Annotated in this window: 13 protein-coding genes; 6 read left to right on the forward strand and 7 right to left on the reverse strand. The window is 39.9% G+C overall.

The annotated features are described in order from the left end of the window. Nucleotides 1-19 precede the first annotated feature (19 nt). The gene (locus FLM47_RS18290; protein ID WP_178957281.1) at nt 20-3199 is read left to right on the forward strand and encodes a TonB-dependent receptor; all 3180 of its coding nucleotides are present in this window, start codon (nt 20-22) and stop codon (nt 3197-3199) included. A 326-nt stretch (nt 3200-3525) separates the two neighbouring features. Continuing rightward, entirely contained in the window at nt 3526-6672 is a 3147-nt protein-coding gene (locus FLM47_RS18295) for a TonB-dependent receptor (RefSeq protein WP_178957283.1), read from the forward strand. Nucleotides 6673-6720: 48 nt separating this feature from the next. Here the strand turns inward: FLM47_RS18295 and FLM47_RS18300 are convergent, their stop codons facing one another. Then, entirely contained in the window at nt 6721-7152 is a 432-nt protein-coding gene (locus FLM47_RS18300; protein ID WP_178957284.1) for a MarR family winged helix-turn-helix transcriptional regulator, read from the reverse strand. A gap of 152 nt (nt 7153-7304) precedes the next feature. Here FLM47_RS18300 and hmgA point away from each other — a divergent pair, with 152 nt between their 5' ends. Both hmgA and maiA read left to right on the forward strand, forming a co-directional pair. Beyond that, on the forward strand, nt 7305-8606 hold the full coding sequence (hmgA, locus tag FLM47_RS18305; protein ID WP_178957286.1) for a homogentisate 1,2-dioxygenase: 1302 nt from the start codon (nt 7305-7307) through the stop codon (nt 8604-8606). Between the two features lie 7 nt (nt 8607-8613). Continuing rightward, nucleotides 8614-9243 (forward strand): maleylacetoacetate isomerase, encoded by a 630-nt coding sequence (gene maiA, locus FLM47_RS18310; protein WP_178957288.1) that lies wholly within the window; start codon nt 8614-8616, stop codon nt 9241-9243. Here maiA and FLM47_RS18315 read toward each other — a convergent pair. Further along, entirely contained in the window at nt 9240-9473 is a 234-nt protein-coding gene (locus FLM47_RS18315; protein WP_008464346.1) for a TIGR02647 family protein, read from the reverse strand. The two genes, maiA and FLM47_RS18315, sit on opposite strands and share 4 nt — an antisense overlap. Before the next feature lie 110 nt (nt 9474-9583). On the opposite strand from FLM47_RS18315, the gene FLM47_RS18320 reads away from it, so the two are divergent. Then, a complete protein-coding gene (locus tag FLM47_RS18320; RefSeq protein ID WP_178957290.1) occupies nt 9584-9886 on the forward strand; it encodes a DUF1496 domain-containing protein in 303 nt (100 codons plus the stop codon). A gap of 97 nt (nt 9887-9983) precedes the next feature. After that, entirely contained in the window at nt 9984-10292 is a 309-nt protein-coding gene (locus tag FLM47_RS18325; RefSeq protein ID WP_178957292.1) for a VF530 family DNA-binding protein, read from the forward strand. Nucleotides 10293-10332: 40 nt separating this feature from the next. On the opposite strand, the gene FLM47_RS18330 is transcribed toward FLM47_RS18325, so the two are convergent. The 5 genes from FLM47_RS18330 to FLM47_RS18350 all read right to left on the reverse strand — a co-directional run bounded on the left by FLM47_RS18330 (nt 10333) and on the right by FLM47_RS18350 (nt 18742). Beyond that, entirely contained in the window at nt 10333-11961 is a 1629-nt protein-coding gene (locus tag FLM47_RS18330) for a diacylglycerol kinase family protein (RefSeq protein ID WP_178957294.1), read from the reverse strand. Between the two features lie 314 nt (nt 11962-12275). Further along, nucleotides 12276-12896 (reverse strand): TetR/AcrR family transcriptional regulator, encoded by a 621-nt coding sequence (locus FLM47_RS18335; RefSeq protein ID WP_178957296.1) that lies wholly within the window; start codon nt 12894-12896, stop codon nt 12276-12278. 130 nt (nt 12897-13026) lie between these two features. Then, nucleotides 13027-14436 carry an efflux transporter outer membrane subunit gene (locus FLM47_RS18340; protein ID WP_178957298.1) on the reverse strand — a complete coding sequence of 470 codons (1410 nt, stop codon included), beginning with the start codon at nt 14434-14436 and terminating at the stop codon, nt 13027-13029. Then, complete coding sequence (locus FLM47_RS18345; RefSeq protein ID WP_178957299.1) at nt 14436-17567, reverse strand: efflux RND transporter permease subunit; 3132 nt, start codon at nt 17565-17567, stop codon at nt 14436-14438. Before FLM47_RS18345 ends, FLM47_RS18340 begins: the two co-directional genes overlap by 1 nt. Nucleotides 17568-17578: 11 nt before the next feature. After that, nucleotides 17579-18742 (reverse strand): efflux RND transporter periplasmic adaptor subunit, encoded by a 1164-nt coding sequence (locus tag FLM47_RS18350; RefSeq protein ID WP_178957301.1) that lies wholly within the window; start codon nt 18740-18742, stop codon nt 17579-17581. Nucleotides 18743-18883 lie beyond the last annotated feature (141 nt).

An 18883-nucleotide genomic window follows, 5' to 3' on the forward strand; every position in this document is an offset into this window, starting at 1 on the left:
TAAACGGGAAATCAACACTATGACAAAGCTTCGCCTTTCGAAATTAACTGGGGCAGTAATTCTTGCTCTAGGAGTTTCAACAAGCGCTATGGCTGCTGACACTTCATCTGCAATGCGTGGTAAGATCACCACACCTTCAGGTGCGAATGCTGCAAACGTTAAAATTAAGGTTGTTCATCAACCTACTGGCACAATCAGTGAGTTAACAACCAATGAAAGTGGTACTTTTATAGCCAATGGTTTACGTGTTGGTGGACCATACATGGTGATCATCGACTCTGATACATTTAACGACACCACCGTTGAAAACATCTTTTTAAACCTTGGTGAAACTTATCGCTTGAAGTCGCAACTAGCACCACTAAATATTGAAAAGATTGAAGTCTCTGGATATAAAATCATCCAACAATCAGGTGGTTCTAGCAGTACGTTTGGTGAAGATACCATTAATAATATGCCCAGCTTTAATCGTGACATTAAAGACATTGCGCGTTTAAACCCACTTGCAAGTATTAATGGTAGCGGTCAACTAACTTTTGCTGGTAGTAACCCACGCACGAATGGTTTAACTGTAGATGGCATTGGCCAAAATGATGACTTTGGTTTAAATTTTGGTGGCTACCCAACCTCACAACCCCCTGTAGCACTAGATGCGATTGAACAAGTCTCTGTAGATGTTTCGCCTTTTTCGGCTTCTAAAGGAAACTTTGGTGGCGGTACTATTAATGCGGTAACAAAGTCTGGTACAAATGAGTTTAAATTTTCTGGCTTTTATGAAATATCTACCCCTGATATATCAGGAGATCTTCTTAATATCGTTGAAGAAGATGACCTAGATGCGATTGGTCAAAAAACTTTTTCTACTAATAAAGTAGAGCCTATTCAAACAGAAGAAAGGTTTGGCTTTAATGTTGGTGGAGCAATAATAGAAGATGAGCTGTTTTACTTTGTAAACTATGCAGAATGGTCAAGTGAATCGGATCTTGATTATGGTTTTAGCGGATCAGGTGCTGCAAATGAATTTAATACCACTGAAGCTAATTACAACCGTTTCATTTCAATCTTAAATGATGAGTACGGACTGACTGATTCACTCGCGGGTGCTCCAGAGGATACAAATAAAAACTTATTAGTTAAGCTTAGCTGGAATGCAAGTGATGATCATCGCCTAGATTTTACTTACCAATGGCAAGACGATCAAGATGAGCGTAATTCAAGCTACGGTGGTGATAACATCGTTCTTCAGTCAAATACTTATGCGTATGTTACTAAGTTCAATAATTTTGCCACTAAACTCTACTCAGATTGGACTGAAGACTTTTCAACTGAAATTGGTATTTCTTATAAAGATGTCATTTCAGACAGCGCGACACGTTCTAATTTAGGAAGTATATCAGTAGACGAAGATGGACGTAATGGCCCATCTTACAGCTTTGGTACAGATCAATACCGCCATGCAAATCGCTCTGAAACACAAAATTTAACGTTAACATTTGATGCTACTTACTTAACTGATGAGCATGAAATAAATTTTGGAGCTCAGTACGAGTCACTTCGTTTATACAATTTATTTGCTCAAAACTCATTGGGCTCATGGAAGTTTGATAGCTTAGAAGACTTTGCGAACCGCAATGTAGGCTTTTATGATTTCTCTTATCAAAATGCCTACACGAATAATTCGGCTGATACCGCTTATGATGTAAGACGTAATCAACTTGCACTTTACATTGAAGATACTTTCTATGTTGGTGACGACTTAGAGGTTACAGCAGGTGTTCGTTATGAACGTTTATCATCAGATGACAAACCTACTCTGAACGAAAATTTTGCCAGTACTTATGGGTTCACCAATCAAGAAAATCTTGACGGCTTAGATATCATTTTACCGCGTATTGGCTTTAAATATTATGCGACAGAAGCGCTTACAATTAGCGGTGGTATCGGTCGTTTCCAAGGCGGCATTCCAAATGTTTGGTATAATAACTCATTCCAAAGTGATGGCATCACACTTGTATCGGCACCTAATGATGTAATAAATGATTACTACGCTAATAACACTGCTGATATTACCCAAGTGCCTGATGAAATTAAAAACTCTTTGCAGCAAGGCGCTGGTAGTGTTGCATATATAGACCCAGATTTTAAACTTCCTTCAAGTATTCGTACCCAAGTTGGTTTTGAGTATGATTTTGACTCTGAGCTATTCGGTGACGGCTTTAAGTGGCAAGCCGAAATCGCGTACCATAAAAAAGAAAATGAAGCTGTATGGCACAATTCTTCAATTACACCTGTTGGCTTAGCTGCTGATGGTGAACGCGTGATTAATCAAACTATATATTCAGGTTCACTTACTGATAACGTTGATATTGAAATGACGAACTCATCTGATGATGGTCGCTCAATCATCTTATCAACGGGCATTGCCAAAGAGTGGGATAATGGTTTATTTATTTCTGCAAGTTATGCGCATCAAGATGTTAAAGAGTCCTCAGCAGGTTCGGCATCACAGGCAGAAGGTAACTATAAACACAATATCACTGTAAACCGCAATGAAGATATTGCTGCTCGCGGGTTTTATGAAATAGAGCATAGCTTTAAAGTTAACCTAGGTTATACCGCTGAGTTGTTTAGTGGTTATGCAACTAAATTTAACGTCTACTTTGAACGTCGCTCTGGACGTCCATTCAGCTACACAATGGGAATGTATAAAGATGGTGATTTAGGGGATACTAGCTCACTGTTTACAAACGGTGCTTACTTACCTTACATACCAACCGGTGCTGACGATCCAAATGTAAACTGGGGCGAGTCAAAAATTTCTTGGGCTGAGTTAGAGCCTCTACTGCAAAGTGCTGGTATTTCTCAACGTGGCGGTATTTTAGCTAAAAACACAGCTACACAACCATGGGTTACAACCATGGATGTAAGTATAAAGCAGGAAATTCCTGGCTTTGCTCAAGGTCATAGTGGTGAGGTATACTTCATGATTGATAACTTCGCTAACCTTTTAAATAGTGATTGGGGCATCGAGAAAAGTCTAAGCTATTCAAATCAAACAATTTATGATTTTGGTGGGCTTGACGACCAAGGTAGATATAAACTTGATAATACCTATGGCGGCGCTGATGTAAGGAACTACTCGCGAATTAGTAGCTCATCTGCTTGGCAAGCTAAAATCGGTGTTAGTTATAAGTTTTAATCTATAACTTGCACTGCAAAAATTTATAAATATTAAAAAGCCATTACATTTATGTAATGGCTTTTTTTTTGAAAAAGTCACTTTTCATCTGTTTGTCATAAAAACTACTTACTATCTGCACAGTAAAATATTGAAACATTAATAAAATGCTAAAGTTCACACGAAAAGTGTTTTATAATAAAAAAGTTACAGTTGTATTTTATTTGTAACAATCAAATGAGGTACACTATGTAAACATTTTTGGTTAGGTGTGTTACTCAGCCTCCTAATCCAAAATTAAAATAAAAAAGCTATTAAAAGTTTATTTAACTACACGGGAAAATAAAATGAAAATTCAACTTCGCAAAACGGCTCTATCACTTGCTATAGCAGCATGTGTTGGTGTGAGTGGTGCTGCAATTGCAAACGAAACAACCTCAGCAATTAAAGGTCAAATAAAGGGGCCAAATGGTAACCCTGCTGCAGGAACTAAAATTACTATCCTACACGTTCCTTCAGGCTCAGTTAAAACAACTGAGACTAACGACGCTGGTTACTTCACAGCAAAAGGCCTTCGTGTTGGTGGTCCATATAAAGTAGTTGTAGATTCTGACACTTATGCAGATCAAGAGTTCAATAATATTATTCTTAATATTGGTAACGATTACCCTGTAAATGCTTCTTTAGAGAATATATCTAACATCGAGCAAATTGTAGTTACAGGTGCTCCTATCAGTGCTATGTCTGGTGGAACAGGTCCTGCGTCTACTTTTACGCTGACGGATCTTGAAAACCAACCAGCAATCAACCGTGATTTAAAAGATATTATTCGTATTGACCCACGTATTACAATTGATGATAGCCGTGGTTCAATCAACTGTGGTGGTGGTAACCCACGTTACAACAGCTTAACGCTTGACGGCGTTCGCATGAACGATAACTTCGGTTTAAGCTCAAACGGTTACCCAACTATCCGTGCCCCTTTCTCTTTCGACTCTATTGAACAAGTTTCAGCTGAGCTAGCCCCTTTTGACGTTCAATACGGTGGCTTTACATCGTGTAACATCAACGCTGTAACAAAATCGGGTGGCAACGACATTCACGGTGGTGTTTTCTTCGATTACACAAGCGATTCAATGAAAGGCGATGAAATTGAAGGTAATGAAGTTGATAACGGTAACTACACTGAAAAGCGTTACGGTTTCAACGTAGGCCTTCCGCTTATTGAAGATACATTATTTTTGTACACTTCATACGAAAAACTTGAAGGTGTTCGCCAGTTTAACTACGACGGTTTAAACACTGGCAGCGTAACAGCTGAAGACATTACCCGCATCACAAATGCAGCTCAATCTGTATATGGTTACGATGTTGGCGGTATGCCATCTAGCATGCCTGTTGAAGATGAAAAGATCTTAGTAAAACTAGATTGGAACATCAACGAAGATCACCGTGCAAACTTAATTTATAACTACAACGACGGTAATACAATTTCTCAGTCGGATACAGGTTCTAGCCGAGTTTCTTTATCAAACCATTTCTATGATCAAAGTGCTGAATTTACTTCAATTATTGGCTCTGTATATTCTGATTGGTCAGACGATTTCTCTACAGAAATTCGTTTAGGTAAATCAGAGCTAGATGCAACTGTTCAGTCATTAGATGCTGCAAGTAGCTTTGGTGAAATGCAAATTCGTACTGATAATGGCGGTACTGTATTTATTGGTCCAGATGATTCTCGTCAATCAAACGACCTAGATTACGACACAACTACATTTAAAGTTGCTGGTACTTACTACTTAGACCAACACACTATTACTGCTGGCTATGAATATGAAAATCTAAGCGTTTTCAACTTGTTTGTTCAGCACACGGAAGGTGAATACCGTTTTGGTTCAATCGATGAGTTTGAAGCAGGTATAGCCGACCGTATCTACTACAACAACTCAGCTGGAACAAACGATCCAACTGATTCGGGTGCTAGTTTTGAGTATGCTCAACACACGTTTTATGTACAAGATGAATACGCATTTACTGACTTAGATGCAACCATTCAGTTCGGTTTACGTTACGACAAGTACACAAGTGATGACGTTCCTAACTTTAACGAGAACTTCACTAATCGTTACGGTTACAGCAACCAGTCTACATTTGATGGTATTGACTTACTGCAGCCACGTGTTGGTTTTCAATGGTATGCAACAGACGAGCTTGAAGTACGCGCTGGCTTAGGCTTGTTCTCTGGTGGTAACCCTAATGTATGGCTGTCTAACTCATACTCAAATGACGGTATTACACAAATTGCTACAAGAGAGAGTCAACTAAGTAATTATGATTCTGATTCAAGAACTATTGACTTATTTAATACTCCAAATGTGAATGGCGGTACTCCTGGCTTTGAGGTTCCACAAGAACTTTATGACATTATTGGTGCTACAGAAATAGGTTCTGGTGATGGTACAGTTAACGCTGTAGACCCAGATTTTGAAATTCCTTCAGAGTGGAAATACTCACTTGGTGCTACATACACAACTGAAGACGAATACGTAATATCTGTTGATTACTTATACTCGAAGAAAAATGATGCTGCTGTAATGCGTGACATTTCACTTCAAGAAAGCGGTGAAACTACGTTTGATGGTCGCCCTATTTATGAAAAAATCGATGGCCGCAGTGGTGATTTACTACTTACTAACGTAAGCGGTAATAGTGGTGATTCTTCAGTTATTTCTGCTGCAATAAGCAAAATGTATGACAACGGCATTAACTTTAGCTTTGGTTATGCATACACAGACGCAGACGATGTAAACCCAATGACTAGCTCTACAGCCGGTTCTAACTACGGTAACATCGCGCTTTCAAACCCAGGTAACCCTGGTGTTGCGTCTTCAGATTATGAAATCCCGCACCGTTTCACTATGACTCTTGGTTACAAACATGAGTTTGTAGACGGCTTTGAAACACGCTTTAACCTTTACGGTGAGGCATATAAAGGCTTACCGTACAGCTTTACGTTTGACGGAAGCGATAGTGTTTGGGGTGATGATAGCTGGAATGGTAGCCGCCAATTACTTTATGTTCCACTTGAAAACGATCCTAACGTTGTTTACAACATGTCGGCTGATGAAATCAATGAATTCAATGACTTCATTGCTTCTGAAGGACTTAAACGCGGTGAAATTGCAGGTCGTAACCAACAAAATTCAGATTGGTTTGTTAAGTTTAACTTTAAGATTACACAAGAACTACCAGGCTTTATGGATGGCCATAAAGGTGAAGCATTCTTCGTAATCGACAACCTTACTAACATGCTAAATGATGACTGGGGCGTACTTAAGAAAGGTCCTTTCGTAGGCGCAAGCATGATCTCAACATCTTTAGATGACCAAGGTCGTTACGTTTACTCAGACTTTAATGCAAATAACGCAAATACTTCAGTACAAACTGGTGCTTCAGTATGGGAAATGCGTGTAGGTGTTCGTTACACGTTCTAATTTGATTAATTAAATTAGTCTATTTAAAAGCCCACTTTGTGGGCTTTTTTATGCCTGTAATTTATTTTTTAATTTTTCAAAAATAGCGATTAACTGGCGTTGTTCATCATCCGACAGGCAGCTTAATAATGCTTGCTCCCATTGCAATGCTTGTGGCGTTATTTTTTCGTATAAAGCCATACCCTTATCACTTAACATCAAAAATGCAGCGCGCTTATCATGCTTATTTAACTCGCTATAAATAAGCCCTTCATCTATTAGCGTTTTTACCGCTCTTGATACTGTCGACTTATCCATATCTGCTTGAGTACATAACTGCTTTGCTGTGCTTTGACCTAATTGCGCTAAATTAGCAATTATTCGCCACTGAGGAATAGTTAAATCAAACTCTTTTTTATAAATGCTTGAAAAATCATTACTTACCTGTGTTGCTAAGTGTGTTAATTGATAGGGTAAAAATGTCGTTAAATCTATTTTCATATTGAATCACTTATTTATTTACACACGACTTTTATCTGTTCACTTTTATTTACAACGGTCATAATCAGTGTATTTGATATTAGTCTCACTTGAGAGTATCTTAGCGTAAATAACAAAAATATAACACTCCCCCATTTTTACAGGAGTCAGTAATGGCGACACAATTAAACTACATGACCGGCTTTGGCAATGAATTTGAAACCGAAGCCCTGCCTGGTGCATTACCGATTGGGCAATTTAGTCCGCAAAAAGTAAAATATGATTTATACGCAGAGCAATTCAGTACCACTGCATTTACCGCTCCTCGCGCCGATAACCGCCGCACTTGGATGTATCGTATTCGCCCATCGGTTGTGCAGAGCGATTATACAGCCATAGACAATGGCTTAATTAGAACCGCTCCCATTACCGAAGTACCGACTCCACCAACCATGCTGCGCTGGGATCCAATTGATGTACCAACAAAACCTACAGATTTTGTTGACGGGCTTATCACCATGGCCGCTAATGGTAACGCTAATGGTCAAGCGGGTATCGGTATTCATGTTTATGTTGCCAATAAATCAATGGACAATCGCTATTTTTATAATGCCGATGGCGAAATGTTATTTGTACCGCAACAAGGTGAACTACTACTTAAAACAGAGCTTGGGCATTTAACTATTAAAGCCGGCGAAATTGCCGTTATTCCGCGTGGTATTAAATTTCAAGTAATGTTACTAACGGACACTGCGCGTGGCTATATTTGTGAAAACTACGGCCATGCCTATGTCCTTGCTGAGCGCGGCCCTGTGGGTGCCAACGGTTATGCGAATGATCGTGATTTTCAATATCCAGTAGCGGCTTTTGAAGATATTGAGGGTGATTTTGAACTGATTGCTAAATTTAATGGCAATATGTTCCGTTGTGATATTGGTCACTCACCCCTTGATGTTGTTGCTTGGACAGGCAATAGTGCGCCTTACAAATACGATTTGGCTCGCTTTAATGTCATGAATACCGTTAGCTTTGATCACCCCGACCCTTCAATCTTTACCGTGCTAACTTCACCATCGGGTACTGAAGGCGTTGCAAATATCGATTTTGCTATTTTCCCACCGCGTTGGATGGTGGCTGAAAACACCTTCCGCCCGCCTTACTATCACCGTAATATTATGAGTGAGTTTATGGGCTTAATAGAAGGGGTATATGATGCAAAAGAGCATGGCTTTGTGCCAGGTGGCATGAGCTTACATAACTGTATGTCGCCGCATGGTCCTGAAGCAGACGTATTTGAAAAAGCATCAAACGCCGATTTAGAGCCACAACGCTACGATAATACGTTGGCGTTTATGTTTGAGTCACGTTATGTAATATCGCCGACTAAATACGCATTAGAAGGTAAAGAGCGCCAAGCTAATTACACTGATTGCTGGCGCACAATCAAAAAACACTTTAATGGCAATCAAGGATAATCAGATTATGAAGCTTTATACTTATTTTCGCTCATCTGCAGCGTATCGTGTTCGAATCGCATTAAATCTAAAAAATATTGATCATCAATTGGTACCTGTTAACTTATTAAAATCAGAACAGCAAAGCACAGATTACTTACAGAAAAACCCACAAGGACTGTTACCTGCTTTAGAAACAGAGGGCGGCGTATTAGGTCAATCTTTAGCAATTTTAGAGTACCTTGAAGAGCAATACCCTGAAACACCATTACTGCAAGGTAATGCATGGCAAAAAGCACACATTCGCAATTTAAGTTATGCAATTGCGTGTGATATTCACCCTATTGATAATTTACGGGTGCTTAAATATTTAAGTAGTGAACTCAATGTCGATGATGAAGCAAAAAATAAGTGGTACCGACACTGGGTTAAAGTTGGTTTTGATAAAATAGAACAAATGCTCGATAGCAAAAATACATTTTGCGCAGGCGACTCGCCAAGCTTAGCCGATGTATGTTTAGTGCCGCAGGTATTTAATGCCATTCGCTTTAAAGTAGATATGGCTGCTTATCCTAAAATAGCAGCCGTTTATCAGCGTTGTAATGAGTTGACTGCCTTTAGTGATGCAGCCCCAGAAAATCAACCCGACGCAAACTAACTTTTTAAAGCACTGTGTATTACAGTGACGTGCTCAATTAAGTCTAAGCCCAGATCAGTTAAATAACCGCCATCTGGGCTATCAATAACCCCTTTATCAAACAAACGTTGTGCTGCGCTTAATAAAGCGGGTTCAGCGTCTGAATGGAGTTTAATGCCCTGCATTTTGCTCTCGCGTGGGAATTTTGCAAGTAGTGTAAATTCGTCAATCATAGTTTGATTAAATAGCATATGTGTTCACCTTTTTATTGTTCTGTGTTTTACTAAAACTGTCCCACTTACCCTAGCATGTTTTTTAACTAAGTGTGCTTTTTTTAAACACGTTAATTTTGAGGTTATTTATGCGTTATTATTTTACTTTCTTTATTGTTGTTTTATGCGTGTATTTTCCAGCTTTAAGCTACGCTAACGCAATAAAAACGCTTCCTATTGTTGATGCTACCCAGCTTATAAACACTAACGCTGAGTGCTGGTATGATAATAAACGCTATAGCGAAGGCGCCATACTGCAGGTTCATTCCGTTACGCTTATTTGTGCTGCTAAATACCCTCAACATAACAACAGCCAGTTAATTTGGCTAAAGCTCGACAAACAAGGTAACCTTATTTACCCCAAGAAACCCTCTACTATTACTGTAAATTAATCAAGAGTAACAATCTGGAATATGCCGGCCATCACCAAACTATTAAGATGCGGTGGGATACGTTACAATACATTCAGTTTAAAAAAGCAGTGTGACTATGAATAATCAACCAAAAAACCCACTACATGGGGTAACTTTAGAGCAAATTCTAGTTGAGCTAGAACAACGTTTAGGCTTTAAAGCAATGGGCGAGCAAGTAAATATCAAATGTTTTACCGATTCGCCAAGTATAAAATCAAGCTTAAAATTTTTACGTAAAACGCCTTGGGCAAGAGATAAAGTAGAAGCGCTTTATATCCATACCATTAATAACAAGCCGTTACGTAAGCCTAAAAACAAGCCTAAGCAGTTTGAATCTTCACAACCTGATACATCAGGTTTTGTATGGCCTTCTATTAAAAAATAAAAGGCTCAAAAAATAGCAATGGCGTAATACATACGCCTTTCTAATCAGGTGTTTGCTCTTGGCATATTACATTTAGCGACGCAGGGTGAATGCTCACCACCACTTTTTCTGCAGATTTAACCTCGCCATCAATCACGTAATTTAGCGTTTCATCTGCGCTTATTTCTACACGTTTTGCATTGGTATAATGCGAGTTAATAGCAAGATGCGTTTGCGTAATACTGCTAAACATCAGCTCTGCAATACTTAATACCGTGGTTTCATTATCTTTGTTTGGCGTTAACCAGTTTACATCCAATAACCCATCGCGGTGATCGGGTTGCCCGCCCCCTTGTGCTAATAACGTAGTGAATGGGGCAGCATTTGCCACAATAAAACTATTTGTATTAATAGTCTCAGGCTCATTATCATCTAATTTAACTATTAGCTGTTGCGCTTTATTTTCGCCAAATGAGTGTAAAAAACCATTTAAATAAGCAAGTTGACCTGATTTATTTTTAGACTCTCGATCTGCTTTTTCAATCATTGCATGCTCAAAGCCAATACCAATTAATAATAACATTAGTTCATCATTACAATACGCGGTATCAATAAGGTTAGCTTGACCATCAATGATTAAATCACATGCTTGCTCAACAGGAATAAATTTAGATTTTATCCCCATTAATACATGAGCGAGTGCATTTGCTGTGCCCAGTGGTATTATTCCTAATCGACAAGACGTACCCACCAACACACTGGCAACCTCAGTTACAGTTCCATCTCCACCACAAGCAATAATAATATCGGGGTGGCTTTCTATAGCCTGTTTAGCCAATGTAATGCCATTTTGTTCTGGCGTAGTTTTTAAAATGGTTAAATCGTAATACGCAGATAAACGCGCAATAATTAAATGCTCTTTTTCAGACCACAACTTAGTACCTGAAACCGGATTAGCAATTAAGTACGCTTTGTTTTTTATCAGTAGCTCCCCCTTACGGTGGCGCTTAACTAAATGGCGTAATTGGCGTTTATTAAGATTGGCAGTTTCACGTGTTTCTTTTATTTGTGCAAGAATATCATGCACATCCGCATCTTTATTTTGACTCAATAAATATGCCGCCATAACAAACACCGAGCGTCCACGCCCTAATGCACAATGCACCACAACACGACGGTCTTTTTTAATATGATGATGAATCCAGTTAATAGCTTGGTTTAACTGTGAGTGTGTAGGCACACTGTGATCAAGAACAGGAATATTTAAATAATCGATATTTTCTTGGGTAGATGTCCATTCAAGGCCATCAAATTCACAGGTAACGTCCAAAACAGCGGTAATGCCATTTTCTTTCAATGTGTCTATATCAGAAGGGAATAAACGACATGCTAAAAATAGATTATCGTTTATTTGCTGAATAGGCGGTACCTTGTCACGCTTTCGTGACCACGCATTATAAATTTGCGCACCTAATAAAAAAGGCACAAAGGCCCAGCGAATGTAAAAAGGGATAACGCCATTTTCGCGTTTTCTAAATACTTTCCCTGCGTTAAAAAAATAAGCACCGCTGACTAATAATAACGATAGTGCAGTCCAAAAAAACGCAACTGCAAAGTAAATGGAGTTAACCGTTAATCCCAATACTATAAATACCAATGCTGTTACAAGATAACTTACTGCAGCCCACATGTGCTCTCCTTAAAGTTGTTAGCGCAAAATTAACGCTTTTAATATAGCTCGAAGAATGCAAGTAGCACGCCAAAAAGCAACTATTCTTATTTACTGTGTTTAGCTCTATAGCGCAAGCTCACATAAAACCAGCTAAAAATATTAAGCTATTGATAATAAATAACTATATCTTTATTTTTGTTTTCCTATTTTAGCAACTCAATGCTAGTCTTTATTTATGATATTGGCCATAAACTATTTGTATATAAGGCTAGTCCTTTCTTTTTTACAATAGTAAGGGTCAAATATTCATAGTAACTTAATAACTTAGTGCATTAATTATCAAATGGCATAAGTAATGTTTTCATTGCTGGACGTAGTGCAATAAGCACGGTTTCTTCTGTTAACTCAGGAAACAGCATTTTTCGTAATAACAATCCGGCCATCACTGAAAAAATCACATTAATACGGCTCTCTAATTCTTGCTCTGAATGTGATTTTATTAAACTACTTTCACTCACTAATAGATCCCGCATTCTGTTACGCGCTTGCGTGTCAGCATCACGTAGTAGCAAAGCAACTTTTTTATTTCTACTAGCCTCTGCCATCATATCTAGGTCAACAACGCTGGCTCCGGTGTCCATATGACGCTGTACGCCATGATGTAGACCATCAAGTAACACCGTTAAAATATCACCGGGTTGTTCTTCAAACTCTTGAAATATAGAAAACATTTCTTCCATATCTTTTTCAATAATACGCTCGATTATTGCTTCTTTACTATCAAAATAGTTATAAATATGGCCTGCACTCATACCTGCTGTTCTTGCTATTTCAGCCATACCGGCGCCATGGTAGCCTTTGCGACGAAAACAATCCGCAGCAGCTGTTAATACCTGTTCACGACGCGCTTGTGCTTGCACCGGATCAAGGTGTTTTTTATTTTTAGAATTCATTCGACACTCCATTATCGAGTCACTAGACTCGAAATGTTTAACGTTTATCCCTAAACAATAAAGAGATAAGCGTTAAACAGTATTACTTTACTACGGATAAATCTGCCATAACTAATTGGTTTTATGCATATTAGTTATTTTGAGGAGTAGTTACTTCCCAACCACCGCCAACAGCTTTGTACAAGTTAATTTGACTTGCAAGCAGCGCTTGTTGACCGGTGATCAGTTGTTGCTTTGCGCTATACCATGTTCGCTGAGCGTCGAGCACTTGCAAAAAGCTATCGACCCCTTTATCGTATCGCGCCTGTGATAGGTCATAGGTTATTTTTCGGCTTTGTAGTAGCTGCTCAAGCGCATTTAATTGCGCATTGAAACCTTCTCTATCAGCAAGCACATCAGCAACTTCGCGAAACGCTTGTTGAATTTTTTGCTGATACGTTGCTACAGCAACTTGTTGCTCTGCATTAGCGACATCTAAATTAGCTTGGTTACGTCCCATACTAAAAATAGGTAAATTTACCGACGGTATAAAGCTCCATGTACCTGCCCCTGCATCAAATAAATTACTTAAATCACGTGATGCACTCCCTGCATTGGCTGTTAAACTAATACTTGGGTAAAACGCCGCACGCGCAATACCTATATTGGCATTTGCAGCAAATAATTGGTGCTCAGCCGCTTTTATATCAGGACGCTGTGTTAGTAGATCAGATGGAAGGCCGACAGGAACAGCGGGTAAATCAAGTAATTTGTTCAACTCTTTAGTCGGTAGTAAGTCCTGACTCACCGGTTTACCTACTAATAAATCAAGCGCATTTTTATCACGTTTTAATAAACGCTTATACGTTGCAATATCAACCTTTGCAGTAGCTACGGTACTTTTTAATTGCTCTAGCGTAATTTCAGAGGCAGCACCTAAATCAACGCTTTTTTGCGTTAAAGATAAAGACGCTTGCTGCGATGACAATGTCTCTTGAGCCAAAGCAAGTAATTGCTGATCGGTCGCATAATTAAGCCACGCATTTGCCAGTTCAGAAATCAACGACACCTGCATGCTGTACTCACTAAGCTGCGTAGAGTAAAGCGTTTGAAGTGCTTGCTCTGATTGATTACGCACTTTGCCCCATAAATCTAACTCATAAGCGGTCATACCCACAGTTGCGCTGTATTGGGAGCTAATTTGAGGCTGACTGCTGGCTGATAAATCAGCAGGTAAACGCTGACGACTTCCCGTCGCGTTTAAATCAAGTGACGGATACAGAGCCGAGTCTTGAATTTGATATAAACCACGTACTCGCTCTACATTAAGCGCTGCTATTTGCAGGTCTTTATTGTGCTCAAGGCTTTGTGATATCAGTGCTTTGAGCTTTTCATCATTAAAAAACTGCTGCCATTTTAATGATGAAACTTGCCCTTTGCCTGCCTCTGATGCATACGCATCAGGGACAGGTAAATTAAGCGTTTCTTGCTGAGGAGCTAACTGACATCCAGATAAAATGGCTAAAGTTAAAGCACTAAAACTGATTGTTCTTACACTCATTATGCTTCCTCCTGCGAGGTAGTTTTAGCTTTTCCTGAAAACAGTCTACGCACTAAAACAAAAAATAAGGGTACAAAAATCACCACCAATGATGAAGCTGCTAGTGTTCCACCAATGATTGAGATACCTAAGGCGTTTTGTGCACCAGAGCCTGCACTGGAGGCTATTGCAAGCGGTAGTACACCACAGATGAATGCCATTGAGGTCATTAAAATAGGGCGTAAACGAAGTCGTACGGCTGCAATGGCTGAATCAACTAAGCTCAGGCCTTCATCCATTTTATGATTTGCAAATTCAACAATTAATATCGCATTTTTAGAGGCAAGCCCTATGGTGGTTAATAAACCAACTTGTAGGTAAATATCATTTGATAAATTACCTAAAAAAGCAGCCATAACAGCCCCCAATATACCCAGAGGTACAATCATCATTACTGCAAATGGGATAGACCAACTTTCATAAAGTGCTGCTAAACACAAAAATACAAATAATAGTGAAAGGCCATAAAGAAGCGGCGCTTGACCACCACTTGAACGTTCTTGGTATGAAATAGCAGTCCATTCAGAGGCAATACCATTAGGTAATTGCTTTACTAAGCGCTCCATTTCATCCATAGCTTCACCTGTACTGTAACCTGGCGCAGCACTACCTTGAATTTCCATAGCTGAAAAACCATTATAGCGCTCTAAACGAGGTGAGCCATAAGACCAATACGAACTAGCAAACGCTGAGAATGGCACCATGTCTCCGTTTTTATTTCGTACATACCACTTATTTAGATCCTCAGGTACCATGCGCGCATCAGCCTTACTTTGCAAATATACCTTTTTAACGCGGCCACGGTCGATAAAATCATTAACATAACTACTACCCCAAGCAGTCGAAAGTGTACTGTTAATATCACCTTGTGATAAACCAAGAGCTTCAGCTTTTGCAAGGTCAATATCCAGTTGTAATTCAGGCATATCTTCTTGGCCATTAGGACGAACACCTGCCAGAATTGGGCTTTGACTTGCCATACCCAATAACTGATTACGCGCTTTTAATAGCTCATCGTGTCCTAAACCAACTCGGTCTTGTAAAAACATATTAAAACCATTCGCAGTGCCAAGTTCAATAATAGCCGGAGGTGGGAATGCAAACACAAACGCCTCTTTTATCGTTGAAAAATAGCCCATGCCTTTTCCTGCAACCGCTCCCACTGATAAATCGTCACGTTGGCGCTCATCCCAGTGCTTTAAGCTCACAAAACCAATGGCTGAGTTTTGTCCTGAGCCTGCAAAACTAAAACCGGTAACCGTGAAAATTGAGGCAACAGCTTCAGATTGTTCTTCTAAATAATGGTTTTCTACTTTTTTAACCACTTCAAGCGTTTGCTCTGTTGTAGAACCTGCTGGCAGCATAACTTGGCTAAACAGAATACCTTGGTCTTCGTCCGGTAAAAACGCAGTGGGTAAGCTTGAAAAAATAGTGACCATACCACCGACAATCAAAACATAACTAAGCAAATAACGTTTAGAGTGCTTGATCATTCGCCCAACAAAGCTTTGTGCACCTCTATTAGTTTTATCAAAACCACGGTTGAAGCCTGAGAAAAAACGACCAATAAAGGTACCATCAGTATGCACATGACTCGGTTTTAATAACGTAGCACACAATGCAGGTGTTAAAATAAGCGCCACTAATACCGACAACCCCATTGCTGTTACCAGCGTTATAGAAAACTGACGATAAATAACCCCTGTAGAGCCACTAAAAAATGCCATAGGAATAAATACCGCCGACAGCACCATGGCAATACCCACAAGCGCGCCCTTAATTTCATCCATAGACTTTCGCGTTGCTTCGACCGCAGAGAGCTTTTCTTCTGTCATTAAACGTTCTACGTTTTCAACTACCACTATCGCGTCATCGACCAACAGACCAATGGCCAGTACCATGGCAAACATAGTGAGCGTATTAATTGAATACCCAAAGGTAAATAGAACGCCAAATGTACCTAAAAGCACCACAGGTACAGCAATTGTTGGGATAATAGTTGCTCTAAAGTTTTGTAAAAATAAGTACATAACAACAAACACTAGTACTACGGCTTCTATTAAAGTATGTACTACTTTTTCAATTGAAAGTGCAACAAAGGGAGTTGTGTCATAAGGCACAACCGCTTCAAGCCCCTGTGGGAAAAAAGGCTTAAGCTCTTCAAGTGCATCCTTTACTCCTTGCGCGGTATCAAGTGCATTAGCGCCACTGGCTAACTTTACGCCGAGTCCCGATGCTGGTTTACCATTAAAACGAGCAACCACACCGTAGCTTTCACCGCCAAGTTCAACTTCGGCAACATCTTGTAAGCGAACAACCGACCCATCGCTGTTAGTTTTTACTAAAATATCTCTGAACTGCTCTGGTGTTTGTAATCGACTTTGCGCAGTAACAGTTGCATTAAGCTGCTGCCCAGCAAGTGACGGCATACCACCGAGTTGCCCTGCTGACACCTGTGCATTTTGTGCTTTAATTGCTGCCGATACATCGCTGGGGGTTAGCTTATAGTTTTGTAATTTAGCCGGATCGAGCCAAATACGCATTGCATATTGAGAGCCAAACAGCTCCACTTCACCTACACCATCTACACGCGACACAATGTCTTGCACGTTTGACGATACATAGTCTCCAATATCAATATTAGTCATACTGCCATCTTGCGACACAAAACCAACAACCAACAAAAAGCTTGATGATGATTTTGCCACTACTACACCTTGGCGCTGAACTTCTTCAGGCAATAATGGCGTAGCGGTCGCTAATTTATTTTGTACTTGAACTTGGGCAATGTCTGGATCGGTCTCGGCATCAAATGTTAATGTCAGCGTTGCTGATCCGCTGGACTGTGAGGTTGATGACATGTATAACAAGCCATCTAACCCTTTCATTTTTTGCTCAATAACCTGAGTTACCGAGTCTTCTAATGTACGTGCAGATGCACCTGGGTAGTTAGCCGTAATGGTAATCGCTGGCGGCGCAATAGACGGATACTGAGCAACAGGTAGGCTTTTAACGGCAATAATACCCGCAAGCATAACCACAATCGCCAATACCCAAGCAAAAATAGGCCTATCGATAAAAAATCGTGACATAAAACTCTCCGTTATTGGCTATTATTTGCAGAAGACTGCACAGCAGTTGCCGTAACAGGTGCACCTGGGCGAATCTTCTGTAGCCCTTCCACAATCAATTGGTCGCCATCGGCTAAGCCTTCGCTCACCAACCAATTAGCGCCTAAAGTTCGCTCTACTTTTAATACACGGCTTTCAACTGTGTTGTTTTTGCTAACAACCATAGCTGTAGGATCACCTTTAGTATTACGGCTCACACCACGTTGTGGGGCTAATATTGCGTCTGACTTAACACCTTCAACGACTTCAGCACGTACATACATTCCCGGCAGTAGTAGCTTTTCAGGGTTTGGAAATTTAGCACGCAGAGTCACCGAGCCAGTACTTGGATCAACGGTCACTTCTGAGAACTGTAATGTACCTTTATGAGGATATACTGAGCCATCCTCCATTATTAGTTCTACATCGGTTTGTGTTGTAGAGTCGACACCTAAAGCACCTGATGCTAGCGCTCTTTTGAGTTTAGTTAGCTCATTACTTGATTGGGTTAAATCCACATAAATGGGGTCAAGTTGCGTAACCGTTGCCAGTGCGCTTGTTTGGCCTGCGCTAACTAATGCGCCGACCGTCACGCTTGATTTACTAATCTGGCCGCTAATTGGCGAAGAAACATGGCTATAATCAAGGTTAATTTGCGCACTTTTTAACTGCGCTTGTGCCGTTAATAATTCTGCAGAGGCTTGCTTAGAAGCAGCATCAGCTTCGTCAAAATCTTGCTGGCTTACGGCTTTAATTGCTAATAATTCTTTATAACGAGACGCTTTAGATTTACTGCTAGCAATACTCGCTTCTGCGCGAGCAACCGCCGCTTTACTGGCGGCTAATTCTGCTTCAAAAATATCAGGGTTGATTTGGTAAAGCGCTTGATCTTTTTCAACCTGAGTGCCTTCTTCAAATAAGCGTGATTGCACAATTCCACTTACCTGAGGACGAATTTCAGCAATTTGAAACGCACTTACACGCCCTGGTAATTCTTTTTTAAGTGTTATTGCTTGGCTTTTTAATGTGACAACACCAACAGGAGTCGCTGCAGGGGCAGAAGCACTGGGTTGCTCAGCTACCTGATCGCAGCCACTTAAAGCAACAGAACCAACGAGGGCTGAAAATACAAAAAAAGCGATGCGGGAGCGCTGCATGTTAAATACCTTTTAGTTTAGAATGAACGATCATTCTAAACTATAGTACAACAATTAAAAATAGCCACTGAGTAACATTTACACATTTTTACAATTGACTATAGTTGTCACCAAATAAACTCAAACAATAGTTTTGCTATA

This window comes from Pseudoalteromonas sp. Scap06 (assembly GCF_013394165.1).
Classification (GTDB): Bacteria; Pseudomonadota; Gammaproteobacteria; order Enterobacterales; family Alteromonadaceae; genus Pseudoalteromonas.

Coding starts and splice junctions, on each gene's coding strand:
- FLM47_RS18345 (WP_178957299.1), bottom strand. CDS start 17,567: ATGTCACGATTTTTTATCGATAGGCCTATTTTTGCTTGGGTATTGGCG.
- FLM47_RS18300 (WP_178957284.1), bottom strand. CDS start 7,152: ATGAAAATAGATTTAACGACATTTTTACCCTATCAATTAACACACTTA.
- FLM47_RS18330 (WP_178957294.1), bottom strand. CDS start 11,961: ATGTGGGCTGCAGTAAGTTATCTTGTAACAGCATTGGTATTTATAGTA.
- FLM47_RS18350 (WP_178957301.1), bottom strand. CDS start 18,742: ATGCAGCGCTCCCGCATCGCTTTTTTTGTATTTTCAGCCCTCGTTGGT.
- maiA (WP_178957288.1), top strand. CDS start 8,614: ATGAAGCTTTATACTTATTTTCGCTCATCTGCAGCGTATCGTGTTCGA.
- FLM47_RS18290 (WP_178957281.1), top strand. CDS start 20: ATGACAAAGCTTCGCCTTTCGAAATTAACTGGGGCAGTAATTCTTGCT.
- FLM47_RS18335 (WP_178957296.1), bottom strand. CDS start 12,896: ATGAATTCTAAAAATAAAAAACACCTTGATCCGGTGCAAGCACAAGCG.
- FLM47_RS18325 (WP_178957292.1), top strand. CDS start 9,984: ATGAATAATCAACCAAAAAACCCACTACATGGGGTAACTTTAGAGCAA.
- FLM47_RS18315 (WP_008464346.1), bottom strand. CDS start 9,473: ATGCTATTTAATCAAACTATGATTGACGAATTTACACTACTTGCAAAA.
- hmgA (WP_178957286.1), top strand. CDS start 7,305: ATGGCGACACAATTAAACTACATGACCGGCTTTGGCAATGAATTTGAA.
- FLM47_RS18320 (WP_178957290.1), top strand. CDS start 9,584: ATGCGTTATTATTTTACTTTCTTTATTGTTGTTTTATGCGTGTATTTT.
- FLM47_RS18295 (WP_178957283.1), top strand. CDS start 3,526: ATGAAAATTCAACTTCGCAAAACGGCTCTATCACTTGCTATAGCAGCA.
- FLM47_RS18340 (WP_178957298.1), bottom strand. CDS start 14,436: ATGAGTGTAAGAACAATCAGTTTTAGTGCTTTAACTTTAGCCATTTTA.